Genomic DNA, 15,840 nt, shown 5'->3' on the forward strand with positions numbered 1-15,840 from the left:
TTGACTTGTTCAAAGCCGATGTCTATTGAGACATCCAACTCCGAACAGGTCCCACACGTTTGCTTGCCTGATTGTTAAAGAGCCGCGGGGCTGAGCGTTTCGTCGTTGCCCCGTCGAGGAGTGCGCATTCTACGGATCGGGCCGGACCTGTCAAACCTTTTTTCGAGCTTTTCTCGAAATTCTTTGCAAGCGGTCAGAATTCGTCCGACCCGGACCGCCCGCCAGACGCCCGAAAGCCCCTGAAAGCCCCGGTTTACTTGATGGTCACCCGGGCGATCTTCTTTTTGCCCGCCTGGATCACCGCGCTTTCGCCGCGGGCGAAACTGCGCTCCTCAGTGAGCTGGGCGCCATCCACGTACACCGCGCCCCGCCCGAACACATCCTTGGCGGCCTTGCCGTTCTGAGCCAGGCCGGCGAGGCGCAGCAGCGGCACCACGTGAATCTCGTCGCCCTCCTCGAGGACCACTTCCACTTCCGGCACGTTGTCCGGGATTTCGCCCAGAGCGGTCAGGTTACCCGCTGAGCGGGGCGCCACAATTGCCGCCTGCGCGTCATGGAAGCGAGCCACTAATTCCCCAGCCAAAAGCTTCTTCGCATCTTGAACAGAGGATATCAGCCCAGCTTCCTCACTCAACACCTCTTTGATGTCCAAATTTTTGGCGCCTGAATCTCGGCAGTCATACAGCCGAGAACAAAAACGATCGTAATCAAATTCATGCACCCATTCGACCCCATCAACCACCCCTTTCGCACAACGCTCTTTAAGCATCAGCAAGTCCTTAGTGCCTATGAGGCTAAGCAATTCGAAATACCTCCAGGTTAGGACGTCCGGAATCGACAGCAGCTTGCGGTACATGTCGCCGGGGGCATCGTTGACGCCCACATAGTTCTTCAGCGACTTGGACATCTTCTGTACCCCGTCCAAGCCCTCCAGGATCGGCATGGTCAGGCAGATCTGCGGCCGCTGGCCGTGGGCTTTCTGCAGGGTGCGCCCCATCAGCAGGTTGAACTTCTGATCGGTGCCGCCCAGCTCCACGTCCGCTTCCATGGCCACCGAGTCGTAGCCCTGCACCAGCGGGTAGAGGAATTCGTGCACCGCGATCGGCTGGTTGGCCCGGTAGCGCTTGTCGAAGTCGTCGCGCTCCAGCATGCGCGCCACCGTGTACTGGCTGGCCAGCTTGATCATGCCGGCGGCGCCCAGCTTGTTCATCCAGCTGGAGTTGAACACCACCTCGGTCTTGTCCGGATCCAGGATCTTGAACACCTGCTCCTTATAGGTTTCCGCGTTGCGCTCGATTTCCTCCGGCGTGAGCGGCGGCCGGGTGGCGCTCTTGCCGGTGGGGTCACCGATCAGGCCGGTGAAATCGCCGATCAGGAACATGACGTGGTGGCCCAGCTCCTGGAACTGGCGCAGCTTGTTGATCAGCACCGTGTGGCCCAGATGCAGATCCGGGGCGGTGGGATCGAACCCGGCCTTGACCCGCAGCGGCTTGCCACTGGCGATCCGTTCGCGCAGTTCGTCTTCCTGAATGATTTCATCGGCGCCCCGCGACAGCAGCGCCATTTGCTCTTCGACCTTGACCATGAACTACCTCAAATACTTCGGACCACCCCGGCGGCGGGTCCGGACTGACGGGGAACCCGACCGGCCCGCGACGGTCAGAAAGGCCGATCGCCGGGGCTTCCGGACCCGGAAAAGCGGGCTATTGTAGCACTTGAAGGCGCCGGTAGAAGGCGGGTATCTTTGCTGCAATTCAAGGATCCTCCCCCGCGTACCCGAATGGCCGGAGGCTCCGCCATGAATGCCCAAAGGCGGCCTACTCAGAGTGTAGCGACCAGCATGAGAATGAAACTATCCGCCCTCGGCCGCATGGCGCGCCGATTCCCCCGTGCCCATCTTGCCGTTTCCGCCGCCCTCGGCCTCACCGTGGTGATCATGGCCCTGGCGCCGGAGTCCGGAGAAAGCCGCCCCGAGCGAACACGGACCGTGGCGCTGACCGAGTCGGCGTCCCGCCCGGCCCCGGCGCTGAAACCGCAGCCGGCGCCGCCGGCTCCGGGCCGGGCCCAGACCGCCGCCGAACCCGTTCCCCGGGAACCGGAGCCGGACTGGGTGGAACTGACGGTGCAATCCGGCGATACCCTCTCCACCCTGCTGCAATCCCACGGCGTCACCGCCGCCCAGGTACACCGCCTGGTCACCGGCGACAAACAACTGGCGGAACTGGCCAATCTGCGCCCCGGCGACAGCCTCAACATCACCGTGGACGATGAAGGGGAACTGACCGCGCTCAGCTACCACCCGTCCCGCATCGAGACCGTCAAGGCGATCCTCGAGGACGACGGTCGCTGGCGGGTGGAGAATGAAAAACGCCAATACCAGCGCCGTACCCGCTTCGCCGAAGCCACCATCGACAACTCCCTGTTTCTGGCCGGCCACGCCGCCGGCATGAGCGACAACCTGACCATGCAGCTGGCCAACATCTTCGGCTGGGACATCGATTTCGTGCTGGATATTCGCAACGGCGACCGCTTCCGCGTGCTCTACGAAGAGCTGTACCTGGACGGCGAGAAGGTGGGCGAAGGCAATATCCTGGCGGCGGAATTCTGGAACCAGGGCCGCCACCTCACCGCCTACCGATTCCAGACCCGCTCCGGCGACACCGATTACTTCGACAGCCAGGGGCGCTCCATGCGCAAGGCGTTCATCCGCACGCCGGTGGCGTTTTCGCGGATCAGCTCGCGCTTCAACCTGGGCCGCAAGCACCCGATCCTTAACAAGGTCCGCGCCCACCGGGGCATCGACTACGCCGCGCCCAGCGGCACGCCGATCAAGTCCGCCGGCAAGGGCAAGGTGATCTTCGCCGGGGTCAAGGGCGGCTACGGCAACGTGCTGATTCTCCAGCACGGCCAGCGCTACAGCACCCTGTACGCGCACATGCGCGGGTTCGCCAAGGGCATTCACGTGGGCAGCCGCGTCAACCAGGGCCAGACCATCGGTTACGTGGGCATGTCCGGTCTGGCCACCGGCCCGCATCTGCATTACGAGTTCCGCGTGGACGGCGTCCACCGCAACCCGCAAACCGTGGAGTTGCCCAAGGCGGAGAGCGTGACCAACAACGAGAAGCCGCAATTCCTGGTTCAGGCCAAACGCATGGAGGCCCAGATGACGCTGTTCGCGGAGGCCGCCACGCTGGCCAGCAGCAATGTCTTCTGATACCCCCGCGTCCGGGGCACCGCTCTTCGCCGGTCTGATGACCGGCACCAGCCTGGACGGAATCGACGCCGTCCTGGCCCGCTTCGAGAACCAGGGCGTGGACATCCTGGCCACCCACTCCGCCCCCCTGCCCCCGACGTTGCGGGAGCGCTTGCTGGCGCTGACCCGCCCCGGCGACGACGAGATCGACCGGGCCGGCCCCTGCCACCGGGCCCTGGGCCGGGAATACACCGCCGCCATCCTGGCGCTGCTGGCCGGCGCCGACCTGAACGCCGAGGCGGTCACCGCCATCGGCTGCCACGGCCAGACCGTGCGCCACCGCCCCGGCGACGACGGCTTCAGCCTGCAGCTGGGTTGCGCGGACACCCTGGCCACCGGCACCGGCCTGCCCGTCATCAGTGATTTCCGCAACAAGGATATGGTGCTGGGCGGCCAGGGCGCGCCCCTGGCGCCACGCTTTCATGAATACCTGTTCGGCGCGCCCGACGCCCGGGTGGCGGTGCTGAACCTGGGCGGCATCGCCAATGTCAGCCTGCTGGACCACGGCACCCTCACCGGTGGCTTCGACACCGGCCCCGCCAACACGCTGCTGGATCTGTGGTACCAGCGCCACCAGGGCCGCGGCTTCGACGCGGACGGCGCCTGGGCCGCCGGCGGCCGGGTACTGCCGGTGTTGCTGGACGCGCTGCTGGCCGATCCCTATTTCCAACTGGCGCCGCCCAAGAGCACCGGCCGCGAATACTTCCATCTGGACTGGCTGATGAACACCCTGGAGGGGAATGCCGCCCCCCGCGATGTGCAGGCCACCCTGGCGGAGCTCACCGCCCGCAGCGTGGCGGACGCGCTGGCGCCGTTCGCCCCCGACCGCTTGCTGGTGTGCGGCGGCGGCGCCCACAACCGGGATCTGATGGCGCGCTTGGAGCGTTGTCTGGGCGTGCCGGTGGCCGCCAGCTCGGAAGCGGGCCTGGCACCGGACTGGGTGGAAGCGGCGGCCTTCGCCTGGCTGGCCTGGGCCTGGTGGCATCGGGTGCCGGGTAATGCGCCGGCGGTCACCGGCGCCCGCCGACCGGCGGTGCTGGGCCGGCTTACCCTGCCGGACTGAGCGGTAGCCGCCCGGCGATCAGCCGACCAGAACCACCCCGGCCAGGGCACACACCGCGCCGAGCAGCGCGCCGGCGGCGATATCGGAAGGATAGTGCACCCCCAGCAGTACCCGGGACAGACCCACCAGGGTGGCGAACGCCAGCATCAGTGAGGCCCCCACCGGATAGAACACCCCCATCAGGGTGGCCATCACGAAGGCCGCGGCGGTGTGGCCGGAGGGAAAGCTGAACCGGTCCGCCGGCTTCAGGAACACACAGAGGGTGGTGTCCATGTCCGCCGGGCGCGGCCGTTTGATCAGGTGTTTGAGAAGCATGAAGGCGGGCACTTCCAGCCCGTAGGCGATCACCGCCGCCTGGGCGAAGCGGGCGCCGTCGGTGCTGTCCAGCAGCCAGATCACCAGCGCCAGAAAGACGTAGAGCGGGCCGTCGCCCAGCCGCGAGATGCCGCGGGCCAGTTGCGCCCGATGGGCGGCCCGGGGTTGCCGCAGCAGCCAGCACATGGCGCGGGCGTCGGCGGCGGTCATACGTTGCAGTGAAGGTCGCTGTATCATCATGCCCCTCAGCATCCGTGCTGTTGACGACAGTAATCTGATACTTTGATGACTGTTTTGTGACCCTCGAAGTTCCCGGGCTTACACCGAGAACGAGGACCCGCAGCCACAGGTGGTGGCGGCGTTGGGGTTGTGGACGATGAAGCGGGAGCCCATCAGGCCCTGTTCATAGTCCACCTCGGACCCGTCCAGATACTGAATGCTCATGGCGTCCACCAGCAGGGTCACGTCCTCGCGGTTCACCGAGGTGTCGTCCTCGTTGACCTGCTCGTCGAAGGTGAAGCCATAGGAAAACCCCGCACAGCCGCCGCCGGTGATGTACACCCGCAGCTTGAGATCGGGGTTGCCTTCGTCGTCCCGCAGCTCGCGCACCTTGGCGGCGGCGCGCTCGGTCAGAATAATGGGATTGGAATCGCTCATGTCGGCCTGAACTGCTGTTACGGAGGTCATGGTCCAATACCCGAGTGTTACAGTCAAGAATTGTCCGTGGCCGTCGACGCACCGGCGGGGGCCGCCCCCGGCTTCTCCGGCGCCGGCAGGTTGCGGCGCTCCTCGTCCAGGCGCACCAGCTTGCCGTTGACGCGGGCGCCGATCAGCATCTCGATGGTCACATAGAACACATTGCCTTCCACCTGGGCCTTGCTGGCCAGCTCCAGATGCTCGGTGGCGTTCACGTCGCCCTCCACCCGGCCATTGATGGTGATTCTGGGCACGCGGATCTCACCACGCACCACGCCGGTCTCGCCGATCACCAGCTGGCCGCCTTCGCTGCCCACGGTGATATTGCCGTCCACTTCCCCCTGGACGTGCAGACCGCCATTGAATTCGATGTCCCCCACGATGCGGGCACTGGGCGCGATCAGGGTGTGGTCGCGGAAACTCTGCTGGCCACTGTTCTTCTTGTCTCGCCTCATCACCTGCTCTCTCCTGCTAGTCGGTCGGTTGATTCACCAGGGCAGACTGCGCGACACCTCCGCGCGCCGGCCGCCGGTGGAGCGCGCCGTGACTTCCAGCGAGCTCACCTCGAAACCCTCGGGCACCGTCAGAATACCGGAAAGCTCCTGAAAATAACGGAACCTGAAGCCCAAATCAGCGCCGTCTCCAAGCAGCTCACCGCCCTCCAGGGTTTCCGGCTCGCCATCGCGCAGCCCCTTGAGCGCCAGATCCACCCGACCGGACAGGTAACCCCGGTTGTCACCGGCCTGCACCAGGATCAGCCGGTAGCGGAAGCGGCGCTCGCCGTCGGCGGGCGCCACCTCCAGCTTCTGCACCTGCAGCGGCTGGTCGGCGGCACCCGGCGACATGACGTTCTTGTAGAACGCCACCGCCTCTTCCAGTTCCGCCGACTGGTCGCGCAGGGCACGGATTTCCTGGCGCAGTTGTTCGCCGGCCTGGTCGGACACCTCCGAGTCGGCCCGGTAGCGGGCCAGATCCTGGCGCGCCGCGCCCAGATTGTCGCGGGTCTCGCGCAGCTCGGCGCGCAGGTCCTGAATGCGCCGCCCGGTGTCCAGGGCGCCGCCCTGGCCCAGCCAGAAGCCGCCGCCGAACGCCACCAGCACCGCCAGCACCGTGGTCACCAGCAACCCCACCCGCCGACGCCGGCGCCGGGACGGGCTGACCGGCACCAGCACCACATCGTCGACGCCGGCGCGGGGTCGGTCACGGCGCGCCATCAGTGGCCGCGCCCGGTCATGAAACGGCGATTTCGGATCGGCAGGGCCATGGTCCGCACGTCCTCATACTTTTCTCTGAAAGGGCGATGATAGGCACCGCATGCGGGCCGGGCAACTCGCGGCGGCGCTCAGCGCTTCTCGTCGCCGCCGTCGGCGCTGACCACGCGGGCCCGATCCAGCGCCATGCCCTCCCCTTCCTGGAGCCGGTCGGCCAGGGAATCGTAGAGCGGCTTGAGCCAGACGATCTTGGACACCGCCGCCGCCAGAAAGGCCCCGGCCATCAGCGGCAGCAGAATATCGTGGCGGTTGCCGGTCAGCTCCATGACGATCACGAAGGAAGTGATCGGCCGCTGGATCACCGCCGCCAGAAACGCCGCCATGGCCACCAGGGTCAGCCCGACCACGGACACCCCGGGGAACAGCCCGCCAATGACATTGCCGACCCCGGCGCCGGCCGCCAGGCTGGGCGAAAACAACCCGCCCGGCATACCGGTGAAGTAGGACACCAGGGTGGCGCCCATCTTCGCCAGGGGGAAGAACCAGTCGCCCTGGCTTTCACCGGACAACAGGTGACGCGCCTGCTCGTAGCCGCTGCCATAGGTGGCGCCGCCGGTGAGCAAGCCGAGAAACACCACCACCAGGGCGCACATCAGCACCACCCGGTACGGATGATTGCGGGCATAGGGGGAGAGAAAGCGGCTGCCGGCGATCAGCAGGCGGCTGAAGGCGCCGCCGAGCAGCCCGCAGACCAGAGCGGTGACACCCACCGCCAGCCATTCATGGGTGAGGTCCAGAACCCCTTCCGGGTGGCCGAAATAGCTGTAATGACCGGCGATGGACAGCACCACCACCCCGGACAGCAGAATCGCCAGAATCAGGGTACCGCTGGTGCGCTGCTCGAAGGACCCGGCCAGCTCCTCGATGGCGAACACGATCCCCGCCAGCGGCGCGTTGAACGCCGCCGATACGCCGGCGGCGCCGCCGGCCACGATCAGGGAGGTGTCCACGTATTTCTGCTGCAGCCGGCCGATCTTGCCGGCGGAATACATGATCGCCGCGCCGATCTGCACGCTGGGCCCCTCGCGCCCGATGCTGGCGCCGCAAAGCAGCCCCAGACAGGTCAGCCCGAACTTGCTGACGATCACGCGCAGTGACAGGAAGGTGGGACGCAGCCAGTGATAGCGTTGCTTGAGCACCACCAGCACCTGGGGAATGCCGCTGCCCTGGGATTCCGGCCCGGTGCGCCGCATGATCGCGGTCACCAGCAGCATGCCCGCCGGCGTGATCAGGATCGGCCACAGGGACGATTGGCGTTGCAACTGAAAAAACAGGGAGGCGCAGTATTCGGCCACCCAGGCGAAGCTCACGGTGACCAGGCCGACCAGCAGGGCGCCGATCCAGAACACCACCCGCATCTTCCAGTCCTGAAGCGTGCCGAGTTGCCTGCGGGTCAGACGTCGAGTGCGAAACAGGTAGTATCGCATCACACGGCTGGCGCGCATCGGCTTGCTCACGGCACTCCTCTTGTCCGGTTCTGGTCCGGTCCGGGCGGTCCAGGCGACCGCGCTTTGGTGACGGGGAAAGGCCCGGTAGTATAGCCCGTCTGGCGGTCAACACTCCAATGACGTTGACCCGTTCACTTGTAAGCAAGCGCGACCGCCCACCCGTTCGTTTTCGGAGAGATCTCCATGTTGTGGCTGAAAGCCTTCCATATCATCGCCGTGATCTGCTGGTTCGCCGGCATTTTCTACCTGCCCCGTCTGTTCGTGTACCACGCCATGGCCGAGGACCAGCCCAGCCGCGAGCGCTTCAAGATCATGGAGCGCAAGCTGTACCGCGGCATCATGAACCCCTCCATGATCGCCACCCTGGTGCTGGGCATCTGGATGCTGGCGCTGAACTGGGACTACTACAAAACCCAGGGCTGGCTACACGCCAAGCTGGCGCTGGTGGTACTGCTGATCGGCTATCACCATATGTGCCTGGCCTATTTGAAAAAGTTCGCCGCCGACGCCAACACCAAGAGCGACCGGTTCTACCGGATCTTCAACGAAATACCAGTGCTGCTGCTCATCGCCATCGTGATCCTGGTGGTGGTCCGTCCGTTCTGACCTTGACGCGACCCGCCCGGCGCCGGACGCTGGGTGGTCGCGCCCTCCACGGGCCGCAAGCGCCCTTCCCCAGCCAAGCCAACGGAGCGCCATGAAACCCAATATTCTGGTGATCGCCGGCCACGACCCTTCCGGGGGCGCCGGCATCCACGCCGACATCGAGGCGGTGCACAGCCTGGGCGGCTTCGCCAGCACCCTGATCACCGCCCTGACGGTACAGAACAGCCGCAACGTGAGCGGCTTCCAGCTCACTCCCATTGATCTGCTGGAACAGCAGGCCGATGCCCTGCTCGCCGACTATGAATTCCAGGCGGTGAAAATCGGCATGACCGGGTCGGTGGAGATGGTGGAGTGGATCGCCCGCCTGCTGGCGCGCCTGCCCGGCGTGCCGGTGGTGCTGGACCCGGTGCTGGCCGCCGAGGCCGGGGGCAGTCTGGCCCGTGGCAACCTGGCGGAGGTCATGCTGACGCGGTTGGCCCCACTCACCACCGTACTCACCCCCAACCTGCCCGAGGCCGAGCTGCTGGCCGGCACCGGCGGCGTGCAGGCGGCCGGCCCGTGTATCGTGGAGCGCTGCGGGCGCGCGGTGCTGGTCACCGGCACCCACGACGACACCGACCAGGTCAGCAATCATCTGTTCGACGGCGACCGTTGCCGACGCTGGGACTGGCCCCGGCTGCCGCACGTCTACCACGGTTCTGGCTGCTCCCTGGCCTCGGCCATGGCCTGCCGGCTGGCCCTGGGCGACGATCTGGACAGCGCCGCGGAGACCGCGCAGCGCTGGCTGCACCAGGCCCTGCGCGACGCCTGGCGCCCCGGCGGCGGCCAGCACGTTCCCGACCGGAGACCCCTATGAACCGCCCCGATGCCAGCCGCGTGCGCGGCCTGTACGCCATCACCGATCCACGCCTGACACCCGGTGACAGCATGCTGAGCGCCGCCGAGGCCGCCCTGCGCGGCGGCGCCTCCATGCTGCAGTACCGGGACAAGCACGCGGACACCGCCACCCGCCGGCACCGGGCGGCGCGGCTGGCCCTGCTTTGCCAGGACCACGGCGCCCTGTTCATCGTCAACGACGACGCGGCCCTGGCCGCGGAGGTGGAAGCGGACGGCGTGCACCTGGGTCAGAGCGACGGCGCGGTGGACAGCGCCCGCCGCCTGCTGGGCAGCGACAAGCTGATCGGCGTGTCCTGCCACGGCCGGCTGGAACTGGCGCAAAAGGCCGCCGACGAAGGCGCCGACTACCTGGCCCTGGGCCGTTTTTTCGACTCCCGGACCAAACCCGAGGCGCCGCCGGCCACGCTGGAAACCCTGCGCCGGGCCCGGCGCCGCTTTCAACAACCCCTGGTGGCGATCGGTGGGGTGAATGCGCATAATGCCGGCCAGCTGATCGAGGCCGGCGCCGACGCCGTGGCCGTGATCCATGCCCTGTTCGGGCTGGCCGACCCCGCCGACGTCACTCACGCCGGCGTGGAGGCCGCCGCCCGCCAGCTGGCCGGCCTGTTCAACCGCTAACGCCCGTCAAGGAGTCCCCATGAGTCGCACGCAATCCGAACAACTGTTCCGCCGCGCCCAGAAGCACATCCCCGGGGGCGTGAACTCGCCGGTGCGCGCGTTCAAGGGCGTGGGCGGCACGCCGGTGTTTTTCCATCGCGCCGAGGGGCCCTATCTGTACGACGAGGACGACAATCGCTACGTGGATTACGTCGGCTCCTGGGGGCCGATGATCCTCGGCCACAACCACCCGGAAGTGCGCGAGGCGGTGCAGCGGGCGGTGGCCGACGGGCTCAGCTTTGGCGCGCCCACCGCCGCCGAGGTGGAGATGGCGGATCTGGTCTGCGAGATGGTGCCCTCCATGGACATGGTGCGCATGGTCAACTCCGGCACCGAGGCGACCATGACCGCCATCCGCCTGGCCCGGGGCTATACCGGCCGCGACAAGATCATCAAATTCGAAGGCTGCTACCACGGCCACGTGGACAGCCTGCTGGTGAAGGCGGGCTCCGGGGCGCTGACCCTGGGCACGCCCAGTTCACCAGGCGTACCCAAGGCGGTCACCGACGACACCCTGACGCTGAACTACAACGACGCCGGCGGTCTGGAAGAGGTGTTCAAGGCCCGCGGCGGGGAGATCGCCGCGGTGATCGTGGAGCCGGTGGCCGGCAACATGAACTGCGTGCCGCCTACCCAGGGTTTTCTCGAAGCCCTGCGCCAGTACTGCGACGAACACGGGGCGGTGCTGATCTTCGACGAAGTGATGACCGGCTTCCGGGTGGCCCGGGGCGGCGCCCAGGCGCTCTACGGGGTCACGCCGGACCTGACCACCCTGGGCAAGATCATCGGCGGCGGCATGCCGGTGGGCGCCCTGGGTGGCAAGAAAGCGGTCATGGAGCACCTGTCGCCGCTGGGGCCGGTTTACCAGGCCGGCACCCTGTCCGGTAACCCGGTGGCCATGGCCGCCGGCCTGGCCACCCTGCGTCAGCTGCGGCGGGAGGGCTTCTACGAGGAACTGGAAGCGAAGACCGAAACGCTCACCGAGGGGCTCGCCACCATCGCCCGCGAGGCGGGCATCGGTTTCCACACCACCCGTGCCGGCGGCATGTTCGGGCTCTACTTCACCGAGCAGACCCGCATCACCCGCTTCGATGAGGTGATGGCCTGCGACGCGGCGCGCTTCGGCACCTTCTTCAACGCCATGCTCGATCGGGGGGTCTATCTGGCGCCCAGCGCCTTTGAAGCGGGCTTCGTGTCCATCGCCCATGACGACGCGGACATCGAAGCCACCCTGAACGCCGCCCGCGAAGCCTTCGCCGCCCTCTAATACCGGCGCCGGATCGCGGCTGAAGCCGCTCCTGCCAGCGATGATGCGGCACGGGCTTCAGCCACGATCACTGGCGCGCCAGCGGCGCCAGCCGGCCGCCGGTCAGCGCCAGCAGATCCGCCGGCGCCATTTCAATTTCCAGGCCCCGCCGGCCGGCACTCATATAAAGGGTCTCGTGCCGGTCGGCGCTGGCGTCCAGCCATAAAGGCAACCGCTTTTTCTGCCCCAGCGGGCTGATACCACCCAGCACATAACCGGTGAGCCGCTCCGCCAGGGCGCCGTCGGCCATCACCGCCTTCTTGCCACCGGCCGCCCGCGCCAGTGCCTTCAAATCCAGACTGCGATCCACCGGCACCATCGCCACCTGGGTGCGTCCGTCCACGTCCGCCAGCAGCGTCTTGAACACCCGGTCCGCCGGCAGACCCAGCCGCTCGGCGGCCTCCAGCCCGTAGCTCTCAGCCTGGGGATCGTGCTGATACTCGTGCAGTCGGAAGCGGACGCCGCCTTTCTCGGCGGCCTTGACCGCCGGTGTCATGCCCGGCCCCCGCGCAGTTTCTCGGCCTGGTCGCGGGCGGCGTCGGCGCCGTCCGGATCGTTCATTTCCGCGCGGGCGGCGGCCACCAGCTCCCACAGATCGGCCCGGTAAGCGTCATTGTCCGGCGACAGGCGCAGGGCGCGGCGGGCCAGCCCCTCGGCCGCCGCCGGATCGCCCTCTTCCAGACGCAGCAGGGCCAGCTCCCGGTACAGCCAGGAGGAATTCGGCGCCATCGTCAGCGCCCGCTCCAGATAGCGGCCGGCGGCGGCGTTCTGCCCGCTGTCCCGGGCCTGCTCGGCGCGGGCCAGCAGCGAACGGGCCGGCGAGCCCGCCAGTTCGGTGTCGGCGGTCACCGGCGTCTGCGGCGTTTCCGTGGGCGGCACGGCGGCGCAGCCGGACAGCAGCAGCGCCACCAGCACCAGCCAGCGCAGTGGCGCCGTCAGGCTCAGGGTGGGCGGTTTCGGCATCGGCGAGGTCACGGACGGCATGGATCGCGTTCCTTCTGGTTGAGTCGGCAGGTTGCGTCGGTTTGCGGTGCGGATGGCGCCATTCTACAGTTGTGAACCCTTCAGCACACCGGGACTGCCATGGCACTCAGCGCACAGGACCTCGCCGACCTGGAAAAGGCGGTCGACCTGCTCACCTCGCCCGGTCTGGTGGCGCGGCTCTCCCATCTGGTCGGCTCGCCGCTGGAAGGCGCGGTCCGGAAACTGCCCGCCGGCGCCTCCTCACGCATCAACACGGCGGTGGAGACGGCTTTGCGCAAGGCGGTGGACGCCGCCCTGTGGAGTCTGGACAACCAGCCCCGGCCCGCCTCCCGCCGGCTGCACAAACTGTACGCCGCCGCCTCCGGGGCGGTGGGTGGTGCCTTCGGGCTGACCTCCCTGCTGGCGGAGTTGCCGGTGTCCACCACCATCATGATGCGCGCGGTGGCCGACGTGGCCCGGGGCGAGGGCTTCGACCTGGACGACCCGGACACCCAGGCGGCCTGCATCGAGGTGTTCGCCATGGGCGGCCCCGGCGACCAGGATGACGCCGCCGAAACCGGCTATTACATGACCCGCGGCTTCGCCACCCAGGCCATGCACCAGCTTTCCCGGGAGCTGGCCGACATCGCCGCCCGCCAGGGCGCCGGCCAGACCGCCGGGCTGATGACCAGCACCCAGGCGGGCAAGTGGCTGGCGCGGTTGATCGAAAAGGTGGCGGAGCGCTTCGGCGTGGTGATCACCAACAAGGTGGCGGCCCAGGCGGTGCCGATCATCGGCGCGGTCACCGGCGCCACCCTCAATACCCTGTTCACCGACTTCTATCAGGACATGGCGCTGGGCCACTTCACCGTCAAGCGGCTGGAAAACCGCTACGGCGCGGAGGTCATCCGCGCCGAGTTCGAACGGCTGGCCCGGGCCCGCAACCAGCACTGATCAGTCGAACAGGCCCTTGAACCAGTCCACCACGCCCTTGCCGGCCTTGCGTACCGCGCCACCGTCGCCGCAGCCGTCGCTTTGCGTCGGAATCGACGCTTCCATCATCGGGTACTGACGGGCGTCGCGGCAGTTTTCGCCGCTGGTTTTGTCACCGGACGGCGCCATCCAGACGTTCTCGACCCCGGGCGGCGGCGTGTCCGGCAGACTGGTCTGCGGCAGCGCCGCCATCACCTGGCTCCACACCGGCAGCGCGCCGGTGGCGCCGGTGACCTGGGCGGTCTGGTTGTTGTCGCGGCCCACCCAGACCACCGCCAGGTGGTTGCCGGAGAAGCCGGCGAACCAGGCGTCCCGGTACTGGTCACTGGTGCCGGTCTTGCCGGCCACGCGCAGATCCTGCGGCAACACACGGCGGGCGCCCCGGCCGGTGCCGGAGTTGATCACCTGCTGCATGGCCCACTGGGTCAGGTAGGCGGGGCCGGAATCCAGCACCTCGGAGGTCTCCACCGGATAGCGGGCCAGCGGCTCGCCGTCCTTATCCAGCACGTCGGTGATCGAGCGCAGCGGCGTGGCGAAGCCGCCGGTGGCCAGGGGCTGGTACCACATGGCCACCTCGAAGGGGGTCATATTGATGCTGCCCAGCAGAATGCTCGGATAGGCGGGAATCTTGCGGCGCACGCCCAACTGCTCCAGGGTTTTCACCACTTCGCCGGGGCCCAGATCCATGCCCAGGTTGACGGTGCCCTGGTTGTAGGAATGCACCAGCACATCCAGCAGCGGCACCGGCCCGTGGGACTCGCCGCTGAAGTTCTGCGGCGTCCAGGTCTTGCCGTTAGCCAGCGGCACGGTGATCGGCTGATCCGGGACCGGCGTGGCCAGGCTGTAACGCTTGGGCTGCTTGAGCGCGGTGAGCACCACCGCCGGCTTGATCAGCGAGCCGATCTGCCGGCTTGCGTCCAGGGCCCGGTTGTAGCCGTGATCGCGGGGCTTGCGGCTGCTCACCAGGGCCAGCACGTCGCCCTGGGAGGGCGCCACCACCACCACCGAGCCGTTGAGCCGGTCGCCGCTGCCGTCGATGCGGTTCAGGTGATCGCGCAGGGCGCTTTCCGAGGCCAGCTGCGCCAGCACGTCCAGGGTGGAGTGAATACGCAGGCCGTCTTCGCCGAGCACCTCCGGCGGATAATCCCGGGCCAGCTGACGGCGCACCAGATCGATAAAGGCCGGGAAGGCGTACAACGGCGAGGCACCCCGAGGCACCACCTCCAGGCCGCGCTCCTTGTAGCGCTGGAAATCCCGGTCGCTGAGCGCCCCCTCGTCGTTGGCGACACGCAGCACCGTATTGCGGCGCGCCTTGGCGCGTTCCTCGTTGCGACGCGGGTCGTAGTAGCTGGGTCCCTTGAGCAGCGCCACCAGGGTGGCCAGTTGGTGGGGTTCCAGCTCCTCCAGGGGCCGGCCGAAATAGAACTGGGCGCCCAGCCCCATGCCGTGGATGGCGCGGTTGCCGTCCTGGCCCAGATAAACCTCGTTCAGGTAGGCCTCGAGAATCTGCTCCTTGCTGTAGTGCAGCTCCAGCAGCACCGCCATGGGCATTTCCACCAGCTTGCGCGCCAGGGTGCGATCCTGGGTGAGCCAGAAATTCTTCACCAGCTGCTGGGTCAGGGTGCTGCCGCCCTGCACCAGGCCGCCGGCCTTGACGTTGGCCACCATGGCCCGGGCCAGGCCGCGCGGGGAAATACCATGGTGGTCGTAGAAGTCCCGGTCCTCGGTGGCGATCAGCATCTGCACCAGCAGCGGAGGCACCCGGTCCAGGGGCACGAACACCCGGTCCTCGGTGTGGCCGGGGTGGATGCTGCCGATCTGCAGCGGCTCAAGGCGCGCCACCGAATCGTCACCGCCGCCACCGCTGAGGCCGCGGATGCGGTCGCCACTGAGGGTGACACGGATGCGCTCGGCGCGTTCGCCGCCGTCACTGTCGCGGAAGCCCCGGGTATGGATGACCAGCGTGTTGCCGTCGCTGCTGTAGCTGCCCGGCGTGGGCGCGCCGGCGGCGCGCCGATAACGCATCAGCTCCAGCAGCTTGAGCATGTCGTTGCGTGACAGCACCCGCCCGGGATACAGCTCCACCGGCCGGGCATAGACCCGCGCCGGCAACTGCCAGACGTGACTGTCGAAGCGGTCGCGCACCCAGGCGTCCAGGTAAATCAGCCCGGCGGCCGCCAGCAACAGCAGCACCACCGCCAGCTTGCCGATGAAGCGCCAGCTCCACCAGCGCCGGCCCTGCCGGGTGGCCTTACGCTTTTTCGAGGATCTCGATGATTTTGATGTTTTCGCTTTCTTCGCCATGGCGCGAGTATAGAGAGAGTCGAGGGAACCGCCTACGGACCGGGTTCCGGTTTTACACTGTTACATGG

16 protein-coding genes are annotated in these 15,840 nt (G+C 67.5%); 7 read left to right on the forward strand and 9 right to left on the reverse strand.

Annotation, left to right across the window (positions count from 1 at the left end; genetic code table 11):
- Window positions 1-253: 253 nt before the first annotated feature.
- Window positions 254-1,585, reverse strand: coding sequence for a tyrosine--tRNA ligase (tyrS, locus tag IM760_RS18830; protein ID WP_239549645.1), 1,332 nt, complete (start codon window positions 1,583-1,585; stop codon window positions 254-256).
- 261 nt (window positions 1,586-1,846) lie between these two features.
- Between tyrS and IM760_RS05720 the strand changes: the two genes are divergently transcribed.
- Window positions 1,847-3,214: an OapA family protein gene (locus tag IM760_RS05720; RefSeq protein ID WP_239549646.1), complete on the forward strand. Its 1,368-nt coding sequence runs from the start codon at window positions 1,847-1,849 to the stop codon at window positions 3,212-3,214.
- Window positions 3,204-4,316, forward strand: a complete 1,113-nt coding sequence (locus IM760_RS05725; RefSeq protein ID WP_204427586.1) for an anhydro-N-acetylmuramic acid kinase — start codon at window positions 3,204-3,206, stop codon at window positions 4,314-4,316. The genes IM760_RS05720 and IM760_RS05725 overlap by 11 nt, the downstream gene beginning before the upstream one ends.
- An 18-nt stretch (window positions 4,317-4,334) precedes the next feature.
- On the opposite strand, the gene IM760_RS05730 is transcribed toward IM760_RS05725, so the two are convergent.
- The 5 genes from IM760_RS05730 to IM760_RS05750 all read right to left on the reverse strand — a co-directional run bounded on the left by IM760_RS05730 (window position 4,335) and on the right by IM760_RS05750 (window position 8,055).
- A complete protein-coding gene (locus tag IM760_RS05730; protein WP_228234902.1) occupies window positions 4,335-4,871 on the reverse strand; it encodes a phosphatase PAP2 family protein in 537 nt (178 codons plus the stop codon).
- Between the two features lie 78 nt (window positions 4,872-4,949).
- Entirely contained in the window at window positions 4,950-5,288 is a 339-nt protein-coding gene (gene erpA, locus IM760_RS05735; RefSeq protein WP_204427587.1) for an iron-sulfur cluster insertion protein ErpA, read from the reverse strand.
- Window positions 5,289-5,341: 53 nt separating this feature from the next.
- Window positions 5,342-5,782 (reverse strand): bactofilin family protein, encoded by a 441-nt coding sequence (locus tag IM760_RS05740; protein WP_204427588.1) that lies wholly within the window; start codon window positions 5,780-5,782, stop codon window positions 5,342-5,344.
- 33 nt (window positions 5,783-5,815) lie between these two features.
- The gene (locus IM760_RS05745) at window positions 5,816-6,541 is read right to left on the reverse strand and encodes a DUF6776 family protein (protein ID WP_204427589.1); all 726 of its coding nucleotides are present in this window, start codon (window positions 6,539-6,541) and stop codon (window positions 5,816-5,818) included.
- A gap of 128 nt (window positions 6,542-6,669) precedes the next feature.
- Window positions 6,670-8,055 (reverse strand): chloride channel protein, encoded by a 1,386-nt coding sequence (locus IM760_RS05750; protein ID WP_228234894.1) that lies wholly within the window; start codon window positions 8,053-8,055, stop codon window positions 6,670-6,672.
- 174 nt (window positions 8,056-8,229) lie between these two features.
- Here IM760_RS05750 and hemJ point away from each other — a divergent pair, with 174 nt between their 5' ends.
- From hemJ to hemL, 4 genes are all read left to right on the forward strand, one after another.
- Window positions 8,230-8,652 carry a protoporphyrinogen oxidase HemJ gene (gene hemJ, locus IM760_RS05755; protein ID WP_228234892.1) on the forward strand — a complete coding sequence of 141 codons (423 nt, stop codon included), beginning with the start codon at window positions 8,230-8,232 and terminating at the stop codon, window positions 8,650-8,652.
- A 91-nt stretch (window positions 8,653-8,743) separates the two neighbouring features.
- Window positions 8,744-9,508, forward strand: coding sequence for a bifunctional hydroxymethylpyrimidine kinase/phosphomethylpyrimidine kinase (gene thiD, locus IM760_RS05760; RefSeq protein WP_204427590.1), 765 nt, complete (start codon window positions 8,744-8,746; stop codon window positions 9,506-9,508).
- Window positions 9,505-10,167 carry a thiamine phosphate synthase gene (gene thiE / locus IM760_RS05765; RefSeq protein WP_204427591.1) on the forward strand — a complete coding sequence of 221 codons (663 nt, stop codon included), beginning with the start codon at window positions 9,505-9,507 and terminating at the stop codon, window positions 10,165-10,167. Before thiD ends, thiE begins: the two co-directional genes overlap by 4 nt.
- Before the next feature lie 19 nt (window positions 10,168-10,186).
- Entirely contained in the window at window positions 10,187-11,473 is a 1,287-nt protein-coding gene (gene hemL / locus IM760_RS05770; RefSeq protein ID WP_204427592.1) for a glutamate-1-semialdehyde 2,1-aminomutase, read from the forward strand.
- A 67-nt stretch (window positions 11,474-11,540) separates the two neighbouring features.
- Here the strand turns inward: hemL and ybaK are convergent, their stop codons facing one another.
- Both ybaK and IM760_RS05780 read right to left on the reverse strand, forming a co-directional pair.
- On the reverse strand, window positions 11,541-12,008 hold the full coding sequence (ybaK, locus tag IM760_RS05775) for a Cys-tRNA(Pro) deacylase (protein ID WP_204427593.1): 468 nt from the start codon (window positions 12,006-12,008) through the stop codon (window positions 11,541-11,543).
- Window positions 12,005-12,496, reverse strand: coding sequence for a tetratricopeptide repeat protein (locus IM760_RS05780; RefSeq protein ID WP_228234882.1), 492 nt, complete (start codon window positions 12,494-12,496; stop codon window positions 12,005-12,007). The genes ybaK and IM760_RS05780 overlap by 4 nt, the downstream gene beginning before the upstream one ends.
- Window positions 12,497-12,595: 99 nt before the next feature.
- Between IM760_RS05780 and IM760_RS05785 the strand changes: the two genes are divergently transcribed.
- Complete coding sequence (locus IM760_RS05785) at window positions 12,596-13,429, forward strand: EcsC family protein (RefSeq protein WP_204427594.1); 834 nt, start codon at window positions 12,596-12,598, stop codon at window positions 13,427-13,429.
- Here IM760_RS05785 and mrcB read toward each other — a convergent pair whose 3' ends face one another.
- A complete protein-coding gene (gene mrcB / locus IM760_RS05790; protein WP_204427595.1) occupies window positions 13,430-15,772 on the reverse strand; it encodes a penicillin-binding protein 1B in 2,343 nt (780 codons plus the stop codon).
- Window positions 15,773-15,840: the final 68 nt, after the last annotated feature.

This window comes from Alloalcanivorax marinus (assembly GCF_016906305.1).
Classification (GTDB): Bacteria; Pseudomonadota; Gammaproteobacteria; order Pseudomonadales; family Alcanivoracaceae; genus Alloalcanivorax; species Alloalcanivorax marinus.